General features: G+C 70.9%; 16 protein-coding genes and 2 pseudogenes. 9 read left to right on the top strand and 9 right to left on the bottom strand.

Annotated features, from left to right (window positions below; all coding sequences use genetic code 11):
* Positions 1-146 precede the first annotated feature (146 nt).
* A complete protein-coding gene (locus OG948_RS35075) occupies positions 147-593 on the bottom strand; it encodes a hypothetical protein (RefSeq protein WP_331769056.1) in 447 nt (148 codons plus the stop codon).
* 145 nt (positions 594-738) lie between these two features.
* Between OG948_RS35075 and OG948_RS35070 the strand changes: the two genes are divergently transcribed.
* The gene (locus tag OG948_RS35070; protein WP_406300437.1) at positions 739-3,645 is read left to right on the top strand and encodes a hypothetical protein; all 2,907 of its coding nucleotides are present in this window, start codon (positions 739-741) and stop codon (positions 3,643-3,645) included.
* Complete coding sequence (locus tag OG948_RS35065; protein WP_331769054.1) at positions 3,642-4,415, top strand: hypothetical protein; 774 nt, start codon at positions 3,642-3,644, stop codon at positions 4,413-4,415. The genes OG948_RS35070 and OG948_RS35065 overlap by 4 nt, the downstream gene beginning before the upstream one ends.
* A 26-nt stretch (positions 4,416-4,441) precedes the next feature.
* On the opposite strand, the gene OG948_RS35060 is transcribed toward OG948_RS35065, so the two are convergent.
* Positions 4,442-6,433: a hypothetical protein gene (locus tag OG948_RS35060; RefSeq protein WP_331769053.1), complete on the bottom strand. Its 1,992-nt coding sequence runs from the start codon at positions 6,431-6,433 to the stop codon at positions 4,442-4,444.
* 962 nt (positions 6,434-7,395) lie between these two features.
* On the opposite strand from OG948_RS35060, the gene OG948_RS35055 reads away from it, so the two are divergent.
* A complete protein-coding gene (locus tag OG948_RS35055; protein WP_406300436.1) occupies positions 7,396-7,740 on the top strand; it encodes an ATP-binding protein in 345 nt (114 codons plus the stop codon).
* A gap of 177 nt (positions 7,741-7,917) precedes the next feature.
* Here the strand turns inward: OG948_RS35055 and OG948_RS35050 are convergent, their stop codons facing one another.
* Positions 7,918-9,183 (bottom strand): PP2C family protein-serine/threonine phosphatase, encoded by a 1,266-nt coding sequence (locus OG948_RS35050; RefSeq protein ID WP_331769052.1) that lies wholly within the window; start codon positions 9,181-9,183, stop codon positions 7,918-7,920.
* A 1,406-nt stretch (positions 9,184-10,589) separates the two neighbouring features.
* Between OG948_RS35050 and OG948_RS35045 the strand changes: the two genes are divergently transcribed.
* Positions 10,590-10,931, top strand: a complete 342-nt coding sequence (locus OG948_RS35045) for a MerR family transcriptional regulator (RefSeq protein WP_331769051.1) — start codon at positions 10,590-10,592, stop codon at positions 10,929-10,931.
* Between the two features lie 222 nt (positions 10,932-11,153).
* The gene (locus tag OG948_RS35040) at positions 11,154-11,516 is read left to right on the top strand and encodes a hypothetical protein (protein ID WP_331769050.1); all 363 of its coding nucleotides are present in this window, start codon (positions 11,154-11,156) and stop codon (positions 11,514-11,516) included.
* A gap of 301 nt (positions 11,517-11,817) precedes the next feature.
* Here the strand turns inward: OG948_RS35040 and OG948_RS35035 are convergent.
* The 4 genes and pseudogenes from OG948_RS35035 to OG948_RS35020 all read right to left on the bottom strand — a co-directional run.
* Positions 11,818-11,898, bottom strand: a pseudogene (locus tag OG948_RS35035) (hypothetical protein); the annotation flags it as partial.
* A gap of 2 nt (positions 11,899-11,900) precedes the next feature.
* Positions 11,901-13,787 (bottom strand): Helicase associated domain protein, encoded by a 1,887-nt coding sequence (locus tag OG948_RS35030; protein ID WP_406300435.1) that lies wholly within the window; start codon positions 13,785-13,787, stop codon positions 11,901-11,903.
* Positions 13,788-13,936: 149 nt separating this feature from the next.
* Positions 13,937-13,996, bottom strand: a pseudogene (locus OG948_RS35025) (hypothetical protein); the annotation flags it as partial.
* Between the two features lie 47 nt (positions 13,997-14,043).
* Positions 14,044-14,523, bottom strand: a complete 480-nt coding sequence (locus OG948_RS35020; RefSeq protein ID WP_331769047.1) for a DEAD/DEAH box helicase family protein — start codon at positions 14,521-14,523, stop codon at positions 14,044-14,046.
* Between the two features lie 276 nt (positions 14,524-14,799).
* Here OG948_RS35020 and OG948_RS35015 point away from each other — a divergent pair, with 276 nt between their 5' ends.
* Positions 14,800-15,474: a PIN domain-containing protein gene (locus tag OG948_RS35015; protein ID WP_331769046.1), complete on the top strand. Its 675-nt coding sequence runs from the start codon at positions 14,800-14,802 to the stop codon at positions 15,472-15,474.
* Between the two features lie 27 nt (positions 15,475-15,501).
* The gene (locus tag OG948_RS35010) at positions 15,502-16,626 is read left to right on the top strand and encodes a Fic family protein (RefSeq protein WP_406300434.1); all 1,125 of its coding nucleotides are present in this window, start codon (positions 15,502-15,504) and stop codon (positions 16,624-16,626) included.
* A gap of 308 nt (positions 16,627-16,934) precedes the next feature.
* On the opposite strand, the gene OG948_RS35005 is transcribed toward OG948_RS35010, so the two are convergent.
* Together OG948_RS35005 and OG948_RS35000 are read right to left on the bottom strand one after the other, a co-directional pair.
* On the bottom strand, positions 16,935-17,189 hold the full coding sequence (locus OG948_RS35005; RefSeq protein ID WP_331769044.1) for a hypothetical protein: 255 nt from the start codon (positions 17,187-17,189) through the stop codon (positions 16,935-16,937).
* Complete coding sequence (locus tag OG948_RS35000; RefSeq protein WP_406300433.1) at positions 17,186-17,743, bottom strand: hypothetical protein; 558 nt, start codon at positions 17,741-17,743, stop codon at positions 17,186-17,188. Before OG948_RS35000 ends, OG948_RS35005 begins: the two co-directional genes overlap by 4 nt.
* A 411-nt stretch (positions 17,744-18,154) precedes the next feature.
* On the opposite strand from OG948_RS35000, the gene OG948_RS34995 reads away from it, so the two are divergent.
* Both OG948_RS34995 and OG948_RS34990 read left to right on the top strand, forming a co-directional pair.
* Positions 18,155-18,277, top strand: coding sequence for a hypothetical protein (locus tag OG948_RS34995; protein WP_331769042.1), 123 nt, complete (start codon positions 18,155-18,157; stop codon positions 18,275-18,277).
* 1,019 nt (positions 18,278-19,296) lie between these two features.
* A complete protein-coding gene (locus tag OG948_RS34990) occupies positions 19,297-20,298 on the top strand; it encodes a hypothetical protein (protein WP_331769041.1) in 1,002 nt (333 codons plus the stop codon).
* The last annotated feature ends 669 nt before the right edge of the window (positions 20,299-20,967 follow it).

Raw genomic sequence — 20,967 nt, 5'->3', positions numbered from 1 at the left:
TCCGGGCCCAGGCCGAGCGCCAATCACGGCAGGACGCCGCGTTGCGCCGCGAGGCGGAAACCGCCGAACAGCAGGTGCGCGAGGCCGAGGGCCGGGCCCACGAACGGAGGCGACGCGTGGCCGAGGCGAGGGAGGCGGCCGAACGGCTACGGATGGGTGACCACCGGCAGGCCCACGACGCCCGGACCGCGGCGGTTGCAGACGCGAAACGCGAGGCGGAAGCCTGGAGAGCGGTCCCCTGGCTCCGAGACCTGGCAGACCACGAGAGCGAACACCGCGAGGCCAGGCAACTCCTGGCCCGCGCGCGAAGCGAGCAGGCCCCGTTGCGTGAAGCCATGGAACACGCCGGCGCGGAACTGTACGCCAAACTCGATGACGGCCTCGCACGGCTCGCGATCGATTCCGACCAACTCCGAGCCGTACTCGAGACATCGGCCGCGCAGGCCGAGGACGGTCTGCGCCGACACGAGGAAGCAACGACTGCGATCGGACACGCCGAGAGCCTGGCGACGTGCGCCGAGCAGGCCGGCGAAGCGCAACAGGCCAAGCTCGCCGCTGCCCGCGGTGACGGCCTCCTCGGCGACCGGGAACATCCCACCCAGGCACTGGCGCGGCTCGTCCGCGAAGAGGAGACAGCCACGAAGCGGGCCGAGCAGGCACGCAACGACGGGGCAGGCCCGCCAGCAGGCCGCCGCCCGCGCCGCGGAACGAATCGCGTGCACCGACCGGCTCACCACCGTGCGACAGCGACACGACCAGATGTCGCACCGGTGGACCACCCTGGTCGAGGAACGCAGCGACCTGGTCGCCGATCCTCGCATCCGAGAATTGGCCGGAATCGGGGAGACAGACGGCGAGCTGGACCTCGACGCGGTCGGAGCGGACCTCGCCGCGATGCTCACCGACCAACTCGTGATCGCTGACGGCCAACTGGCCGCCGAACACGCCCAGGCGCTCGAGGACGAACGGCTGCGCGACGGCCTGCACCAAGACGGGTTCCGCCCGCCCCCGCGCCACGTCGAACAAGCCGTCACCGCCCTGCGCGAGTTGGGCGCCGAGGCCGTCGCCGGGATGCAGTTCCTCCGCGACACCGTGCCCGCCCCACACCACGACGCCGCCATCACCGCCATCCCCCACCTGGTCGGCGGCGTGGTCGTCTGCGGACCCGTACCCGGCGGCGATCTGGCCGCGCTGGCCCGGCGCGCCGACGTCGCCCTGCCGACGGTGCTCTCGCTCGCCACCGACGACCAGGCCCGGGCGCTGCTGTCCAAGACCCCCGACGACACCGCCGTGCTACCGCCGCGCCGCTCGACACTGGACGCCGACGCCGCCGAAGAGGAACTGCACCTGGTCAACGTTCGCCTGGCCACCGTGGACGAGCGCCGCAAGGCCGTCGTCCGACGACGCGAGGCCGACCACGCCCTCCGCGGCCGGCTGCTCGACCACCTGGCCGCCTTCGACGCGCGGACACGAACCGCTCTGCGGGAATCCCTCGCCCGACTCGACCAGGAGAAGAACACGCTCACCGAGCGCACGAACGTCCTGCTCCGCCAAGCTGCCGAGACCGACGACGCCCGACGCCGCGCCCAGGACGAATCGCACCGATACACGGACGCGTTGCGGACACTCGCCGCAGCACTTTCGCAGGTCCGATCCCTCGTGGAGGCGGCCCACGCCGTGGAGCACTGGGCCACACAGCACCGGCACGCCCAAGCCGAGGCCCGCAAACAACGCGAGGCCGCCCAAGCATCCAAGACCTATTGGCAGGACGCCCACACGCGGCAGCAGGGCGCAGAGACGGCGCTGGGCCGCAACCACGACCAGGCCCGGCAGTGGCAGCGATGGATGCAGGAGATCCGACAGGAACTGTCCGCCGACGACCTCCGCGCCGCCCGCCCGGCCGCCTTGTCCGACAACAGCGCGCACGCCCTCCACCAACGCTGGACGCAGGCCAAAAGCGACCTGCGCAACGGCATCAGCGACACCGTCCTACACCGGCGACTGACCACCGCAGAAACCGCCATCAAGGATCTCGACCGCAAGCTCGACGAGGCCGACCCCGCCGCCCGCACGCGAGCCGCTGAACTCCTCGATCGGGCCCAGACGATGACCACCGAACGCCTCACCGCCCGCATCGCCGACGCCGCCAACGCCCTCAAGGACGCCGAACGGGCGCAGGCGAAAGCCGAAGTGCTGCTCGGGCAGGTCATGGAGGAGCACCAGGAAGCGGTCAACGCCCTCGACGACTTCCCCGACGCCCAGGCACCGGTCTTCGCAAGCACCCGGGAAGCGCGGGACCACCTGGACGCCGCCCGGCAGCTGCTGGAGCACGACGACGCCCTCATCCGGACCCGACGCCTGGAAGCCCTGGAGATCCACCGGCGCGCGGACCAGGCACAGCACCGGGCCGCACAGCTCGGGCAGACCGCCGGAGTCCTCCACGCGGCAGGCGACACCTCCGCCTCCGAGCCCGGCGCCGACAACATCCCGCGGACAACCGCGGACGTGTACCTACTCGAACACCACGGGCTGTCCGAGGACACCGCGCACACATTGCAACCGCACGACGCGGAGCGGATCAAGGACGCCCTGTGTCACGAGGTCACGCAGGCCAATCGCGCCCTGGAAAAGGCCAGAAGCGCCCTGCACAAGGACGTGCTCAGGGTCGAACGGCTCGCCCAACAACCGGAGTACCTGCAGATCGTCGACGAACGACTTCGCGAACGCCTGCAACAAGACGTCACCGCGCCCACGCGGCTGGCCACACTCCTGGAGGACATCCAAGAGCGTCAACGACAGGTCGCTGCCCTGCTGGCCGAGTCCGCCGAAGACCAGGCCCGCGTCGTCGACGCCTGCACGAGCACCGTCGAAGCGGTCCTGGACATGGTGGAGGAAGTCGCCCGCCACTCCCGCCTTCCCCACGACTTGGGGAACTGGTCCAACCAGCGCTTCCTGACCCTGGACCTGCGCCAGCGAGCCACCGGCGACGAACTCGCCCGCAGACTCTCCGCCGAGGTCGACCGCCTCGTCACCGCCCTGCCGACCGCCGCCGCCGGACGATCCGGCACCCTCCCCGAGGCGATCCCCCTGACCAAACAACTCGTCCTCGCGGCACTCGGCGGCCGCGGCAACATCACCGCGAAGATCATCAAACCGACGCCCAGCCCGGACACCATCGAACGCGAATGCGTCACCGAGATCAAAGAATTCAGCGACGGCGAACGCCTGACCGTGTCAGTGCTCCTGTACTGCACCCTGGCACACATGCGTGCCACCCGGCGTGACCGGCGCAGCCCCGGCGGAGTGGGCACCCTGGTACTGGACAATCCCCTCGGCAAAGCCAACTTCGGGCCCTTCGTCGACCTGCAGCGCCGCGTCGCCGCCGCCCACGGGATCCAACTCCTCTACACCACCGGATCCAACGACCTGCCCGCCCTGGCCCGCTTCCCCCTCATCATCCGCACGCGCAACGCCCGGGACCTGCGCACCAAACGGCGCTACGTCCAAATCCTCGAACGCCACGGCGCCGGCGTCGCCCACGCCCAAGACGACGGCTTCACCTCCGCCCACCTCCTGCGCAGTGCCGCCCTGCACACGCAGACGGAACCCGACCCCCGGGCCACCCTCAAGCAGGAGGCAGGATGACCGCCACCGATCACATGGCCGCGTTCCTGACCCGACAGCCCCGCCGGCGCGTCGACTTCGACGCCCTGGCGGGCGCCGCCGACGCGCGCGACTCCAGCCTCGCCACCTCGCCCCGACGCCGCCGCATCCTCGCCGACGCCGCCCACACGCTGGCCCACCGCGGGCTGATCACCCTGCCCAAGGGAACCGACGGCTGGGACCACAGCGCCCATCCGCCCCTGCCCCGCTGGGTCCAACGCCCCGCCGCGCCCCGGCCACCCAGCCACCGGCCCCGCCCCCACGCCTACTTCGAACAACTGCGTTTCACCACCACCCTGCGCCTGACCGCAGGCGACCACGCCCTCCTCGGCCCCGTCAACGCGCTGCTGCGCGACGACCCGGACGCCGAGATCATCCCGCTGGCCGACCGCTCCTACCAGCTGTACGGCGACGAGAAACGCCTCAAGGACATCGAACGCCACCACCTCGTCACCAAGGGACTGCTCGACGTCACCGCACACCTACGGGCCAGACCCACGCCTTCGAGGGCCTGGGGTCGGCGGGGGTGGGGACGTCGAGGGGTTCGCGCAGCGCGGGCACCGGGCAGAACCGCGGCGTGTGGTACTTCACCGCGGTCTTCCCGGCCCGGGTGCGGCACGGACTCCCGGCCGAGGCCGCGCACTTGGGGCAGTCGTGGCGTTCGACCGCATCGGCGGCCCGGTCCGGAGTCCTTTCCATGCCATGAGCGTTGCGGAACCCCTTCGCATGCCGAGGTCGGCTCTTCGGGGTGACGACGGTTGGCAGGTGCCGGTGCTGCCTACGGCAGGCCGCCGACGGGGACGGTCAGTGCGGTCGCTTCGGCTTCGGTTTCGCGGGTCACGGGGATCTCGGGGGTGCGGAACCTGTCGAGGAGGGCGAGGGCGATCGCCGGGATGGCCAGGTAGACGAGGAGGACGACGAGTGCCTGCGTGGTGCCGTGGCCGTCGAAGTAGATCGTGTTGCGGAGCAGGATGTAGGCGTTGCGCGGTGGCAGGAACGGGCCGATGTCTCGCCAGAACGTCGGGAGGTAGGGGACGCCGTTCGCTCCTCCGGAGGAGGGGTTGCCGAACAGCATGACCACGATGACGGTCACGAGTGTCCCGGCGGCTCCGAGGAGTTTCTGGAGGACGGCGGCGACGAGGGCGACGACGGCGATGATCAGCGACAGGATCGGCCAGACGATCCAGAACCGCTCCAGGGGGTAGCCCCGGAGCCAGGGGCCGACGACGAGGTTGACCGCCAGGCCGGCCAGGACGGAGAAGCCGAGGAGGGCGGTCAGGCGTCGGCGTCCGGTGGCGCTGCCGGTGACGGCTCTGAGCATGGTCGATGCCATGTAGCCGCCGACCAGCAGCGGGACGAGCATCAGCGACTCGACGAGGCCGAAGGGGTCCTTCTTCGCCAGCGGGTGCGGCGCGTACTGCCGGACGCTGAGCGGTTGCCCGAGGCTCTTGGCGGCGATCTCGAAGTTCGCCGCCAGGTCGAGGGGGGCGACGTCGCTGAGGGTGGGGACGACGAGCAGGGTGTTCGACGTCGGTCCGGGGACGAGTGCTCCGTAGATCTCGGCCCGGTCGATCGCGTCCTTCGCGGCTTGTTCGTTCGGGTACTGGGTGACTTTGAGGGAGAGGTTCTTCTGGGCCGCGGCCAGGAGCGGTGACTGGCCGGTGGCACCGAACGGCATGTTCGTCGCGACGGGTTCGTGCGCCGAGCTGATGTAGTTGACGGTGAACAGGCACTGCATGACCGCGGCGATCGCCAGCGCGGCGAGGACGCGCACGGCGGTCTTGGGGCCCGCGCCCTTCGCGGCCGAGGCACCGGTCGCGTCGGCGGGCGCGGCTGCGCCGACCCTTTTGACGGGCCGCCGGCGTCCCAGGTAGCCGATGACGATGCCGCCGGCCAGCGCGTATAGACCCAGGACGATCACCGGCGTGGTGATGTTGTTTCCGTCGAAGTAGATGACGTTGCGCAGCAGGGTGACGGCGTGTTGGGGCGGGAAGACGGCGCCGAGGTGCTGCCAGTAGTCGGGCAGGAGGGTGATGCCGATGCCGCCGGCAGCGGAGCCGCCCACGATGATGAACAGGGTGGCGACCACGAGGGTGCCCGGTGGTCCGAGGAGGCGCTGGAAGGCTGCGGCCGCGAGGGTGACGGATGCGGCGATGAGGATGAAGCAGGGCAGGAGCGGCCAGAAGTGGCTGTCGGAGTAGGCGCCGATACCCGGCCCGGCGATCAGGTCGGTCAGCAGGGCGCCCACTGCCGAGTAGCCGACGAGCATCGCCACGTGCCAGGGGGCCGCCGCGGTTCTGGTCGCCTTGAGGAGCAGGACGGCCGCCAGGTAGCCGCCGATGAGCAGCGGGATCAGCAGCAGCCCGGAGACGCCGCCGAGGCGGTCGTACACCGGCAGCGGCTTGACGGTCTTCACCGTCAGGGGCCTGTCGAGTTTCCTGGCCGCGTCCTCGAATGCGGCTTCCAGCTCCACACGGCCGAAGAAGCTCTTGGCGGGGACGACGATCAGGGTGTCGCTCGCCTGGCCGGGCAGGTAGGCGCCGTAGAGCTTGCTTTGGCCGATCGCCTCCATCACCGCGGACTCGTTACCGTAGCTGCGGGTATCCAGTGACACCTTCGAGGTCACCGCGTTCACGACCGGGGACGCGCCGGTAACCCCGAACGGGGTGTTGCGCAGCACGAGCAGTTGGAGCGCGCTGACCAGGCAGAGTGCGAACAGGCTCTGCAGGACCAGGACGATGCCCAGCGCGACCAGGGCCTTCTTCAGCATGCGAACACCCGCCTGCCCGTGTCCGCTTCTCGGCACGCACCGTACCCGGGAAGGCCGCGCCGGTCTCGAGCACCGGGCGGAGGCGGCCGATCACCAGGCCCCGTCACGACCGGGCCGCTAGCCATCGCTCTCATGAGTGCACGTTATGTTCGCGCTCCCGGGGCACCTTGGGCAGTGCATCAGGATGAACACGGGAAGGCCGGCTCGGCCGTCACGGATGGCATGACGACAAGGCCGCAAAAGACGTTGGCAACTTGGAGCCGGAAAATCTTTCGCATCACCCTGGGTTCTCCCTGCCCACCCGGCATCGTCGCGATGGGGCAGCCACCGGCGGGCTCGGTGATCCCTGCCCAGTGCTGTGATGTCGCGTTCGAGGAACGTCCAGGTCCAGTCGTCGGCGACGAGTTCGCCGCTCTCGCGGCCGGGCCGGGTGGTGCGGCAGTGTGCGCACGGCCGTACCGGCCGGGGCTGCCCGAGGGCGGTTTGCAGGATCACGGTCGGCCCGTCGTCGGCCGGGGCCCGGTCCTCGCACAGGTGGCAGACGGCGACGGCGACGGTCAGGCGCGGGCGGGGCGAGGATGTGGTCATGCGGGTTCAACGATGTCACCGGCTTCGGGTCGCGCACCGGTGGCCGACGCGATGCCGGCGGCGAGGACACTCGGCCCGCGCGCACTCGCACCACCACCCGGCCGTGCGGGTGTTGGGCTGTGTGTCCACGAACGTGTCCGCCGTCATTCTCGCCGGCGGCCGAGGTTCGATTCGCGCGGGTCTGTGGTGGGGGTTTCGGAGTAGGCGGGTGGCATGGGCCTGGGGCGCTCGGAGAGGCGAGGCGGCGTGGGGCGGATTGCGGACGGTGTGGATCGGCGGTCGCCGGCGGGGGTGGTCGCCTCGGCGTCGGCGGTGTTCGGGGACGGCGAAGGCGTCCGGCCCGCGGGGGATCTGGCCCGTGCGTTTCTCGGTGGGTGCAGGCCGTGCACGGGCTGCCGGTGTCCGAGCGCGCGATGGACACGGTGCGGCTGGTGGTGAGCGAGTTGGTGACCAACGCCCGCAGGCACGCGCCCGGTCCGTGTCTGTTGACGCTGGAAGTGCGCGACGGCGCGGTCGAGGTGAGCGTGTGGGATGGCGATCCGACGCCGCCGGCGATCCTCGCGCCCGATCCGGCCCGGATCCGCCGGCACGGTCTGGAGATCGTGATGGCGGTGTGTCGAAGCTTCGCGGTGCACCGCGGCCCCGTGGGCAAGCGGATCTGCGCCTCCGTCGTGCCGGCCGACGATCCCGGCGGACACGTCGCCGGTCGCCAGGCCTGAGAGCCCGCGACACCACACGGCGGCCGCCGTCGAGCCGGTCGAGGGCCGGCGGGATCAGGGTCTGGGAAGACCGGCGTTGGTGTCGACACGACGTCGGCGCCTCGGTGGAGCAGCGCTTCACAAGCGTGTCCGGGTGGCGGCCTATTGCCTGTCCGGGGCGACTCCCGCGCTTGGTCGTCACCCAAAGGCTGGCGGTTCGGTTCTTGATGGTCGTGATGCGTCGGTGAGGTCGGCGCCGGTGGCGGCGTCTCGCCGGGAGTGGCCGACGCCGTGCCAGTCCAGGCACATGACGGTCGCGTCGTCCTGTAGATGGCCCTGGGCGGCGTCGACGATGGCTCCGACGAGGGCGCGGGCGGCCTCGCGGGGATGCAGCGCGCGGGTGCCGACGATCAGGTCCGACAGGTCGAGACTCGTGACGTTGCGCTCCAGCATGCCGTCCGTCAACATCACCAGCCGGTCACCTGGCCGCAGGTCCAGCGACTGCACGCGGTAGGTGGGGGTTTCCGATGCTCGGAACCCGAACCCGAACCCGTACCCGAGACCGAACGGCGGGTCGATGTCCGGAACGATCTCCCGCACCTTTGCGTCCCGCATCCGCAGCGGCCAGGGGTGCCCGGCGTTGACGAACTCGGCCCCGCCGTCCAGCAGGCTGATACGCAGCAACTGGCCGGTGACGTAGGCGTGGCGGGCGTGGGCCCGCATGGCCCGATCGGCCTGGCGGGCCTGTTCGCCGAGGTCGGCGCCCGCCCGCCGGGCCCTGCGCAGGGCACCCACCACGAGGGTGGCCAGCAGCGCGGCGTCGACGTCGTGACCCATGGCGTCGGTCACCGAGAGCTGGACGGTGTCCCGGTCGATCACGTAGTCGAAGGTGTCGCCCCCGACCCGGTCGGCGGGCTCCAATGCCCCGGCGACCGCGAACTGAGCGGCTTCGCAGGCCAGGGACGAGGGGAGGAGTCGGTGCTGGATCTCCGCGGCCAGACTCAGTGGGGTGGTGCGGCGGCCCCACTGGTACACGTCGGTGTAGGACCGGTTCGCGATGACGATGTACGCCAGCGCGTGCGCGGTCTCGCCGATCTCGCGCATCGTCCCCGCGTCCGGCGCCGCGGGCAGGAACAACTCGAGGAGCCCGATGGCGTCCCCGCGGTTGGTCACCGGGGCCACGACCCGCACCCCCGGTCCCTCGCCCAGGGCCTCCACGCTCGGGCGCTGGGTGCGGATCACGTCGTCGTACGGGGTGCCCCGAAGCGGGATGCGCCGGGCCGGCTCACCGGTCTCGACGGTGCCTGCCGCCCCCAACCGCACGACCGAACCGCCGGTGAAGTCGGTGATCAAAAACGACACCGACGCGGCTCCGAGGTGCTCCTTGAGCATGCGCGCGACCACGTCGAGCGACTCCACGGGCGCCGCGGCCTCTGCCGCCGCCAACGTCCCCGCCAGGGTCATCGCCCCGCCCCGGCGGCTCCCGTTCTCGGCAGGACGAGAGTCCGGCCCGCCGTTCGGCCCTCCAGCGCTCACAGCGACTCCCACTGCTCGACGACGCCCCGGGCCTCGTCCCGAACGTGCGCGACTTCCATGCCGAGCCCGGCATGGCACACGTCAACATTGCACCACCTCCGCAGCCCCGCGGCCCGCCCGCCGCGGCCGGCCACGGTGAACGACCGCGCGGACGGGAACCCGGATCCCGCGCCTGCCGGTGATGCCCGCGAGGGACTACCGGTCCCGGAGGTCGTGGACAACGAGACCGAGCTTTCGGATGGGCTGGGCGGGATCCTCGTGCCGGGGCGGGGCGTCGGAGTGCTCGGGGGCGACCGGCGGCCCTGGTTCGCTCACCCGGTGCTCTCCACCCCGGTGAACGACAAGCCGGTCGTGGAGTGCGCGGTGTCCCGGCAGGAGGGCCGGGAGCGTCGGACCGGCGGCCGAGGCCCCCGACACCGTGCCGCCCCACTGCCCGACGACCTCGGGGGGTGACGGTCGCGCCCCCATCGCCGCTCGTGGTCGATTACCTCACCACCTCGCGCGCGAAAATCTATGCTGGCTGGAGTAGACATCAGGTGTTGGTGTGGTTATGGTTTCTGTCGTAGCCCAGAGAGACCGAAGGGCCTGGCAGAGACGAACTGCCGGCCGCATTACAGGTAGTCGCAGTACGCAGTATCCGCAGTAGCAGGTGCAGGACGGTGCGCTGGTGGAGTCCCGAAGCCAGGTTGTCGCAGGACGGCGACGGGACTGACGGACGCACCGGGCGGTCCGCAGTGACCAGGGCCGCCGTGAGCAGTACCGCGGTTGACGCAGTGGCACTACCCGGCAAGTGCAGTTCGCAGTACCCGCAGTGGGAGTACGTGAGCAGTACCTCGGTGAAGGCGTCGGCTGCGGACGCGCGCACCGGGAGGTTCGGCAGTGGGGTTCCAAGCCAAGAACGAGACGCAGGACGGGCGATCGGGGCCGGCTGTCGAAGAGTGGCGCTGTCACAGGCCACCGAGCAGTACGTATCACCCGCGGCACGCACGAGAGCGGTATCGGCAGTACGCAGTATCCGGTAGAGCAGTAACGCAGAGCAGAACCGATAGAGCAGTACGCAAGATGGTCACCGAGGAAGAACGAAGGAGTGGAAGCGCCATCGGGATCGCCCGGGCGGAAGCCTGAGCCCGGGTACCGCAGGACATCGTCAGTGAGGTGGTCTCCGGTCGAGCAACCGCGATCCCCGCGCCCCCGACGCCCTCCCGGTCGGGTCCGCGGAAACAACGGGCCGGCGCAGTGTCAGGGCCGGCGGATGGTGTAGCAGTTCCTTCGGGGCCCTGGTGCCAACGGCACCAGGGCCCCTCCACGCGTTCCACGGACGACAGAGAGGTGTGATGACCGCAGAGGACCCGCACGGCCGTCTCGACGACGACCACTACCCCGCCTACACCACCGGCCGGGCCGCCGAACTCCTCGGCACCACCCCGAGTTTCCTGCGCGCCGTCGAACAAGCCCGCCTGATCACCCCGCAGCGTTCCGCCGGCGGCCACCGCCGCTACTCCCGCCACCAACTGCGCATCGCCGCCCGCGCCCGGGAACTCGCCGACCACGGAACCTCCATCGAGGCCGCCTGCCGCATCGCCATTCTCGAAGGCAGGCTCGAACAAGCCCACCGCGTCAACACCGAACAACACCGCCGCAACGACGAACCGGCGAACCCCACGGCCGCGGCCTGAGAACGGCCGAGACCTGCAACTCGCGGGAGCCCGACGGCTTGCCGCCCGCACGTACCGCCCGGGACGCACAGCGTTCCGGGCGACCGCACTCCCTCTGCGGCCACGGGGCCGAGAACCCACGCGCGAGCACACCCCCCCCGACCACCCCGGCCCAAGACATCCTCTTCCCCTTGCCGGACCGGCGGAGTACCGTTCCCGGTCCGTTGATCTTGGGAGGTCGCCATGTGGGTGATCCGGGAATTCACCAACGACGAAGGCGTCACCTGCCGGGCCGTGATGACCGAAGAGGCCGCCGCCCGACCCGACGAGGAACACCGCGCGATGTACCGCCGCCTCCTCGCCACCCACCGCCCACCCGACCCCGCGATGGAACCCGTCAACCGCACCCTCGACACCAACCTGAACGCCTTCGTCCTCGAACGCCTCGAAGGCCTCCACACCCCCGGCCGGCACGTCGGCCTCCACGACCTGGCCCCCGGCCTCCTGCGCCCGGACCTGGACCCGCAGTTGATAGAGACCATGGACCGCCTGCTCGACCGGCAGATCGAGACCATCGCCGACCGGATCCGGCGCGGCGGGACGTGACGGCCCGTCCACGGGCCGCCGGCCTTCCCCTCCGCCGGCGCCCGTGAGACGCGGAGAAGGCGTCGACCGCACTGTTGGTCGACGCCTTCCCCTTCATCCCCATTCTGGGGCACAGACGCCACGCCCGGCGAGATGTGTGTGGACCCCGCGAAGGGCACCCGCCGGCCACGCGGTCTCGGTGCGCCGTCGACGCACTCTCGACGGGCCGGGAACGCCCGCGCGGCGCCCCCCATGTCCATCGCATGTCGAGTGCGGTGAGCGCTTCGAGCCGCTCCGACGGGTAGGTGGCCCGTCGCTGTCGCGCGTTGGCGAGGGCGACCCCGAGCTTGACCTGGTGTGCCTCGCCGCCCTGCTCGACGGCTTCGACGTGCTTGCGCGGCACCGTCAAGTGCCCCTCGCGCTCCCGGAAGGCCGCCGCCGCGGCGAGGGTGAGCGCCCACCGATCCACCGGCGCCGCCCGCTGCTCCGGTACCACCACCATGTCGACACCCACCCCGCCAAGGCCTCCCGCTGCGCGGGCGTCAGACTCTCTGCGCTGCGTCGTTGCCGCTGGAGCCAGGCCCCGACGTCCTCGCCGCCGACGGTGTGTCCGGGCACCAGGTCGTCGACGCGGCCGCCGGCTTCGACGTGGAGGCGTACGGCGGCGAGCATGCGCTGCCAGTCCAACGACCACCGCTTGGCCGGGTTGTCGCGTCCGGCGGGGTTCCAATCGGGGTCGATCGCCGCCGGCTGCGCCCAGCGTTCGCGCCACCGTTCGGGGTTCCTGCGCGTCTCCAACGGTCGTCGGAAGTTGGCGAGGAACTGGCCGATGGGGTACCCGTTGACGGCGGCGGGCTTGGGCGCGGCGAGGTGTCCGTGGACGGCGAAGTACGCGCGGCTTATGGCGAGTCCGTCCTCGAAGGCGGTGTCGTCGGTGTTCCACACCATGCCCAGCCGCTCGAGCAACTCGATCCGGTGCGGGGTGATCGATCGGGCCGCGCGGGCCCGTCGCTGGTCCCCGACCCACTGCCCGATCGGGTAGGACGTGCCGGTCTCGGTGTCGTAGTCGATGCTCTCGAGTGGCACCCGCAGGTGGCCGTGGGTGGTGTGCCGGCGTTTGGCGGCGTGGTAGCCGCGGCGCCAGTCCCGCCGTTCGGGGTTGATGACGCGCAGGTTGATGAAGTCGCGCAGGAGCGTGGGGTCGCGGTCGGTCATGAACCGGACGAGGAACCGCTCCTCATCACCGGCGGCGTCGTTCTCGGGCTCGGCGTCGTCTTGGTCCTCGATGTGCTCGCCGTCGTCGGTGGTTCGGCGGTCGGTGTCGTCGATGTCGATTGCCCGCGCCCGGGTCTTGGGTCCGCTGGGGGCGGGTGTGGCGAGCATGTCCAGGACGCGGGCGTCGTGCGCGGCCAAGGCGTGCAGGGTGCGCACCAGCGGGTGGTAGCTGTCGGAGACGAGCATGTCGTCGGGTCGTTCGCCAGGGGCGAGGAAAACGGGGACGATGATGGTGGCGGTGCGTCCCTCGCCCGGATTCTGGCGCAGGGCTCGGCCGATGGCCTGGACGATCTCGACGATGCTGAACTTGGGGTCCATGAAGGCGACCGCAGAGGCGCGCAGGTCCACGCCCTCGGCCAGGACACGGACGTTGCTGAGGATGGCGCGCCGGGCGATGGTCCCGTGGGGGTCGGCGCGTTCGACGAACCGTGTCAGGACGTCGCGGCGGTGGTCGGTGGGGTGTTCGCCGCTCAACCAGTCGGCCCACACGCGCGCGGGGTGCCGCTTCGGGTCGTCCTGGTGCAGGCGTGCGGCGACGTCGGGCAGGCTCGCGGCGCAGGCCTGGGCCTCCAGGGTGCGGGAGTGGTAGGCGATGACGGTGTCGAGGTCGTCGTCGGCCGCGGCGCGCAAGAGCGCGGTCTGCAGCGCGACCAGGCGCGCGGCCCGGTACTGCTCGACCTCGTCGATGCCGCGCCGGCCCAGGCCTCGGTTGAGGCCGCTGCCGGTGGCCAGCGCGAGCTCCCGGACCTCCGGGTCGGTGATCTCCACGACCACCACCCTCGGCCTGGCGATCAGGCCCATGCGGGCTGCGGCGGCGAGTTCGAGGCGGTGGACGACGGGGCCGTAGATCGTCTCGTCGTCCATGGACGCGACCGTGCGGACCTCCAGTGCCGAGTGCACGGGCCGGCCGCCTCGTACGCGGACCGGCCGATCGTCCTCGCCTTCGTCGTCCCACTCCAAGTCCGGAGCGTCGCCGCGGGCATCGTCCCGGCCGGCGGCGAGGTCGGGTCCTCCCACACGTCGTCCTGGGCCAGGGCCGGGGGCAGTTCGGGGTCGGCGTCCGACAACGTGGCTTCGCTGTAGGCGCTGTTCCCGGGCGGTTCCCACACGCGGGGTGTGGCGGTGAGGTAGAGCCGGCGCGCGGCGGGGAGTCGGGTGTTGTCGTGGACCGCGGCCCATTCCTTCCCGACGGATCCACTGGTTCGGTGGGCTTCATCGACGATCATGAGGTCGAAACCGGCCAAAGCGAGGCCGTAGGCGCCCGCGTCGGCCGTCAGGACGGCGCCCAGCGACTGGTGGGTGGCGTACAGGTCAGGGGCCCCGAGACGGCCGCCCACAGGGCCATTCGGGGGGGGCTGGTGGTGCACCGTACTCCGGCCTCGTCGAGGGTGCGGTCGCCGGCCAGGGAGCAAACGGCGATCTGGGCCCCGTCGGTGCGTCCGGCGCCCTGCCAGGCGGTGACGGTCTGGGTCAGTAGATCGAGGGTGGGGACCAGGACGAGCACGCGCCCGCGCAGGGCGAGGGCTGCGGCCACGGCGGCGGCGATCCTCGTCTTGCCGGTGCCGCAGGCCGTCACCGCGGTGGCCCGCGCGCCGCCGTGCGGCCCGTCCGGGACCACGTCCGCGTCGGGGTTTTCCAGGGCGCGGACGATCGCGTCGACGGCTTCGCGCTGGTGCGGGCGCAGCGGTGACAGGGGCCGGCGTGTGGGATGTGGTGCGGTCTCGGGCGGGAAAAGTGGCAAGGAATGCTGCACGGTTTCTCTCTTCGTGGTGCCGGCTCCCGGACCGTGGTCGCGCTGTCGTCTCGGTGGCGCTTCCGGTGGTACCGGTATTTTCGCGGCTGTTGCGCCTGTGAGGGACCGAGCACGAGCACGCTGCCGCCCCGTGGTCGACGCCCCACCACCCCGGACCCCAGCCGATATCGGCCCCGACCCCTGGACTACACGGGCCTCACGGATCACCCCTGATATCAAATGTGGACCAGATTCGATATCACCGGGGTTGTTTCCCGTCGAGGACAGGGAGTCTTCATGTCTCGTACGCTCATCGATCTCGACGACGCGTTGCTCGCCGAGGCCCAGGAACACCTCGGGACGAGCACGAAGGTCGCCACGGTGCACGCGGCGCTGCTCGCCGCGGTCAAGCTGGCCCGGCGGCGGGGTTGGCGGACGCGATCGCCGCCGGGGAGTTCGACCTTCTCGACGAGGACCGCTCCGCCCCACGCGACGTCTCGTGAACGTGAAATGGAAGTCCCGCACGGCGCCCGTGACGCCGACGAGGCCGATCGTCTGCAACGCCTGCTCGCCGGCTTCGACCACCTGCCCTTTCCGGACGAGGCGTGGGACCGCGCCAAGGACGTCCGGCGCCTGACGGTGGGCAAGGGTTTCCACCGGGCGCTGTCCATGGCCGACCTGCTCGTCGCCGCCACCGCGGAGCGCCACGGCGTGGCGGTCCTGCACTACGACGGCGACTGCGACATGATCGCCGCCGTCACCGGCCAACCCACCCGATGGGTCGCCCTCGCCGGAAGGCCGACTGACAGGACGCCACCGTCCGCGCGACCCCGAATACGTCTCCGGAGCCCACTCCTTGTCGCGCCGCCCGCCGCACCCCGAGGTGTGTGGTCCGGCCGTGCGGCTCGGTGTGTCGGCGTCCGCCGGTTCGGTGTCGGGGGTGTGGCTACCCTTGCCAAGATGTCTGGATGATGGTGTCATGTAGTCATGCTTTTTGGTGTGCCCCGCCTGGACGACCGCGACCTGAACACTCTCCACGAGATCGAGGAGATGCGTACCCGTCTGCGGCACATGCTCCGTCCGGAACTGCGCTGGTCGGGACAACTGCGCCGCAACCTGACCGCGCGGGCGATCGCCGGTTCCAACACCATCGAGGGATACGCGGCCTCCGTCGACGACGTCGAGGCCCTGCTCTCGGGCGAGGAACCCCTGGACGCCTCCGAGGAGACACGCGCGGAGGTCGAGGGATACCAACGCGCCATGACCTACATCCAGGGACTCTCCGACGCCGGCGAGGACTTCCGCTACGACACCGGCCTCCTCAACGGCCTGCACTTCATGATGCAGGCCGACCACGTGACCAAACGCCCCGGCCGCTGGCGCAAGGGACCCGTCTACGTCACCTCCCCCGAGGACCCCACCGTCGCCGCCTACACCGCCCCCGCACCCGCCGACGTCCCCGCCCTGATGGCCGAACTCGTCGACTGGCTCAACGACGGCGACCTCGGCGCACCCGTGCACGTACGCGCCTCCATGGCACACCTGAACCTGGTGAGCATCCACCCCTGGCCCGACGGCAACGGCCGCATGTCCCGCGCGCTGTCCACCCTGGTGTTCTCCCGCGAGGCACTCATGCCCGCCGAATTCTCCTCCATCGAGGAATGGCTCGGATACGGACAGAACACCTACGCCCACTACGGAGTCCTCCAACAGGTCGGCGGCTCCTCGTGGGACCCCACCCGCGACGCCCACGCCTGGATCCGCTTCTGTCTGGGCGCCCACCACCGCCAGGCCCAGATGGCCGGCAGACGCGTGGACCTGTACGCCCGCATCTGGCGCGAACTCACCGAGCACGCCGAACGCGCCGGCCTCGACGAACGCGTCGCGTTCGCCCTGATGCCCGCCGCCTTCGGGACCAAGGTCCGCCGCCCCGTCTACCAACACGACGCCGACATCAGCGAGCAATCCGCCGTGCGCGACCTGCGGGAAATGGTCGCCCAGGGCTGGCTCGAACCCCACGGCAACGCCCGCGCCCGCCACTACACCGCCGCACACCGCATGGCACCGATCCTCGAGCACGTCACGAAGACCATGCCCCCCTACCGCGACCCCTACGGCCACTGACCCACCACCGACACCACCTCCCGCCAAGGCGCCCCAGCGCACTGCCGCAGGCGCCCGGCGACTGTCCCCGGTCACCAGGCGTTTCGCCGCGCCTGCCGCCGGCCGTGGGTGCCCGGCGGGCGCCTCGCGGGGAGTATCAGGAGTACCGAACGCACCCGCCCCGCAAACACGCTCGAGCACCGAGCACGCGATCACCCTGTTCCGCGCACGCGGGGCCACCCGCGACCACAAACGCTCGGCCGTCGTCGCGCTCGCCGGAATCCTCGAACAACGCCGCGACCTCGGATTCACGCCCGCACTCACACGCCTCAGCGGGGAGCGACAGGAAAGCCTTCGCGGTTCCCGAAGAAATACGCGTAACACCCGTCGAGAAAGCGGTAGAGGTCCGCCTCGTTGTCGAAGTCGATGTCCGACAGGCTTGCCCACTCCCCCAGGGTGAGGGTTCGGTCCTCGATGATCTCCGCAAGCCCACTGCGGAGTTCGTCGAGGTTCCCTTCGCTGCGGAGGGACAGCCCACGCTTCACCTTGTCCAGACGGAATACGATTTCCGCAGAGAAAGTCACTTCAATAAATATTGGGCGGCCGACTCCTCCCGGCCGTCCCGAGCACCGGCCCGCATCCGGGGCGGCCCACCGACGCCCGACCCCAACTCACCACCATGCCCACCCAATTCCACGGAGTCTCCACAATCACCGAGGCGATCCGTCCCCGCCCCGACACCCACGTCGCGGGGCTGCGCGCGTTCGACGCCGTCGTCACCACCAACGGTCCCCACATTCGCGCTCACGGACCCGTGCGACTCACGACCGCCGACGTGCACGGCGATGACATCCGGCCAACTGGGCACCGCACACCTTGCCGACCAGGCAACCACCGCCTCGGCACGCTGCTCGGCGCGCCCGCCCATGGTCTGTTCCAGCGTCGTGTACACGGCCTCGACGTCCCGTACGGCCGTCCGCTGGGCCGCACGAACCTCGGGAGCACCGGCCACCTTGTCGACGTCGGGCGGACTCGGAAGATTCCAGTGTACGAACAGGCCCCACGCGACGAGGCCGAGTATCACCAGAATGACCGACGCCACCGAGCCCAGGAACCACTTGGCCACGCGCTTCGCCACGGAATACATGGCGCATGGTGGCTCATGGTCCACGCCTTCGGCTTACCGCGGAACAGGACCGAGTCCAGCTGCCCTTGCGGTGTGTCCCGTCCCTGGATTCGATGCCCGGATTGCACGATGAGGCCCGGGATTTCGGGTACGCCATGGACGGTGTGGCGGGGTGTGAACGCGGGGGCGAGGTCGCGCACGAGGGTCGCGTCTTCCCGATGGCGGGTCAGTGTGCGGTGTGACCCGGGGTGCGGCACGGATCGCTTCCTCATCCTCGATCAGCCATACCAGGTCTGCTTCCCCGAGGACGCGCGAGAGGGCAGCCCGCTCGCTCGCGGGACCCGACCGAGCCGCCCTCCTGAACCTCCACAAGACGATCCAGAACACGGTCGACTGCCTGAACGGCGCCTTCCAGGTCATCGTGTGGAGCACGCCGACCTCGACGACGAACCCTTCCGTGGCGCGGTCGAGGCCCGATGGAGACGAAGCAACGGCCAAGCGCTCGTGCCCCACGACTGGATCACCGAAGAGATCGAGGACTCCTGACGAGAGCCTCCTGCGGGTGGCCGCTCGATCGGTGTCGCCCGGCGCTGGGCCTTCGTTGCGTTCGCGTCGCACTGTTCGGCCGTCGGAGCGTGGTCGGCGCCTGCGTAGTGCAGGGCCTCGCCTGCTGTCGTGCGGCACTGCGGCGCATGGGGCGCTCAGCAGTCGTAGGAGGGTTCCTCGAAGGTGCCGGGGTCGGTGATCCAGCCTGCGTTGAGGACGAGTCGGGAGGTGCGGTGCAGGGCGAGGAAGGCGAAGGGGCAGTCGAAGCGGAGTTGATCTTGTGGGTCCGGAAGGGGTGGTGGGGGATGCCGGCGGCGACTGCGGAGAAGGTGGTGACGGCTGCGGAGCGGAAGCCGCGCGCGCCGAAGGTCGCCGTCATCGTCTGCGCGGCTTGCTGGATGGCCAGGGGTTGGGTGCTGATGCCGGGGAATTGGTTTTGTGAGAGGTCCGCTGCGGTGCGCAGGCCGAACAGGTCGGCGTCGGCGAGGAGGTCGTGGTGGGCTTTGACGGTGAACGCGACGGTGTCCACGTGGAGCTGGGGTTCGCCGTCGACGCGTCCCGGGAATCGCGCCCGCGACGACGAAACGCGCTCCCGAAACGGGGGTGTCGCCCGCGGACGGAGCGTTCTGCCGCGAACTCGGGGAACGGACGGGCGGCCGTGGTCGAGGACGGCCGGCCTTCGATCGCGTGGACGGGCGCCGCCATCCACCGACGCCGCGCGGTCGCGGATCCCGGTCCGGGTGCCCGCAAGCCGGCCGGGGCGCGCGGCGCGGCGGCGGCAGTGCGCATTGACAGTCACGCCGGTCATACCCGCGGACGCCGGGTCGTGCTCGTGTGATCGGTGAACGCCCTCGGGGGCGCTGCCCGCCGGTCGAACCGCCGGTACGGTAGGCACAATCGGTCACGGTCACGGTCGTGTGACGTGCGTCGGTCGGCCTCGGCCCGCCCCCGGTGCGCACGAGGGGTTTCGTATCCGTGACGGTGGTGTTGTCGGTCGAGTGGAACGGGGTGGGGACGGGATGACGGAGTCCGGGTCGGTGGAACGGGAACTGACGGAGCACGAAAAGCAGCTCAACCGGGCGTTTCGACTGGATGGTCTGCTGCGCGAAGTGGCGACGACGGCCTTCACCGGGTCCGTGCTCGCGGCGATCCCGGATGATCGATTGGCGCCTGGCGTCAACCGTGCCCTGGACGCCAGGGCACGGGAACTCGGCGAGCTGGCCGCGGCGAGGGCCGAGGAGGCACGAACGGTCTTCGGCGACTTCACCCGCCACGAGGTGAACATATCCATGGAGATGGAGCACGATCGCACGATGACGGCCGAGGAGGCGGCCAGGTTCGAGAGCTGGATGCGGACACCCGACGGCAACGGCGTCGAGGGCTACGAATTCCCGCCGCGAACCTATCCGTTCGACAAGGTCACCGACGGTCGGCCGTTGGCCGACGAGATGCGTCGCGTGGTCGCGGAACACGGGGACGCGGTCCCGGCGGCGCAGTTGCCCGCGGTGATCGAGCAGACCGTCCGGTCGCAGACGCGGATGAGCCAACCGCTGGGCGATGCCCGGGACGCCCACCTGTACGACGCCATGGCCGAGCATCTCGTGCGCGCCCCGGGCTCGGAGGTCGACCCGCGGATCCAGCGGGTCTACGAGCGGCGAGGCAGCGTCATACAGGAGTACATGTCCGACTACCGAATGGTCCCGCCGGCGGCGGGCCAGGCCGGGGCCACCCTGACCCGTGACCTCGAAAGCCGGCGTTCGGCCGTTCGTACGCCCGAGTGGCAGTGGCAGCGATACGCGAGAGCCGCCGAGCAGAACACGCGATCGGAACCGGCGAGTACCCCCACTCGCGGCCAGGCGGTCAACGCGCGCGGCCCCGTGACGGCCACGGGCTTCAGTCCCGCCAAAACGGTGGTCGCCAAGCCCGCCAAGGACCTGGGAGGCGTCACGAACCAGGGTTCGCCGTCATCGCCGGCGCCCACCCGGGAAGCGCGCGCCGGCCGGGAGGCGAGCGGCCCCTGATCCCCGACTTCCCGGGCAACCGCGGAGCCGTGCGGGGCGGGAGCCGCCGCCGGGACCGGACGCAATCCAGACCACGTCGACTCCGGGCCCGTGCGCTCCGGATCTACGGGTCGACCTGTCGGTGTGTTGATGCGCGGCCATCGGCTCGCCCCGCTCTCGGACTTCCGACCGTGGCTCCGCCGCTCCTCGAGTCCGGCCGGCCGGGATCGGTTCGGGCGGTGCGTGCGGGCCGGCTCACGGCCGAGGGCCTCGGGCCCCGGCCGTCGGGCCCGCGGGAGCCCTCGCCCGACGTTGTCGTCCTCATCGGCCGAGAGGTCCTCATTCCTTGGCAGGCCTTTGGCGAACCGCGGGATCGCCGTTGCCCGTTGCGGGTTCGGCCCGGTCGCCACTCGTGCTTCGCCATCGACCCCGACGAGGGGTCTGCGGCCATGGACGCCCGTTCGCGCGCCACGAACACCGGCCGGGTCGGCAGGACGTCGCCGGTCCGTTGGACCCTCGTCATGATGCCGAACTGCTCCGGGGCGAGGCCGTCCGGCCTCGTGGGCCGGGGCCGCGCTCCCGACCGGCCGGTGGTCCCGGCGAGGTCGACGATCGCACAATGATGCCGTGTCGGGGGCCGCAGTTACGCTGTCGCCGTTCCGAGGCCCCGGGGGAGTGATGCGTCGGTAC

This window comes from Embleya sp. NBC_00888, assembly GCF_045207655.1.
Classification (GTDB): Bacteria; Actinomycetota; Actinomycetes; order Streptomycetales; family Streptomycetaceae; genus Embleya.
This window is presented reverse-complemented; position numbering and strand designations above follow the sequence as displayed.

Bases quoted from the DNA above. Each gene is read 5' to 3' on its own strand.
- OG948_RS35045 (WP_331769051.1), top strand. From the start codon at position 10,590: ATGACCGCAGAGGACCCGCACGGCCGTCTCGACGACGACCACTACCCC.
- OG948_RS35065 (WP_331769054.1), top strand. From the start codon at position 3,642: ATGACCGCCACCGATCACATGGCCGCGTTCCTGACCCGACAGCCCCGC.
- OG948_RS35050 (WP_331769052.1), bottom strand. From the start codon at position 9,183: ATGACCCTGGCGGGGACGTTGGCGGCGGCAGAGGCCGCGGCGCCCGTG.
- OG948_RS35075 (WP_331769056.1), bottom strand. From the start codon at position 593: ATGTTCCCGGTCGCCGAGGAGGCCGTCACCGCGGGCAGCGGCGAGCTT.
- OG948_RS35015 (WP_331769046.1), top strand. From the start codon at position 14,800: ATGTCTCGTACGCTCATCGATCTCGACGACGCGTTGCTCGCCGAGGCC.
- OG948_RS34990 (WP_331769041.1), top strand. From the start codon at position 19,297: ATGACGGAGTCCGGGTCGGTGGAACGGGAACTGACGGAGCACGAAAAG.
- OG948_RS35060 (WP_331769053.1), bottom strand. From the start codon at position 6,433: ATGCTGAAGAAGGCCCTGGTCGCGCTGGGCATCGTCCTGGTCCTGCAG.
- OG948_RS35040 (WP_331769050.1), top strand. From the start codon at position 11,154: ATGTGGGTGATCCGGGAATTCACCAACGACGAAGGCGTCACCTGCCGG.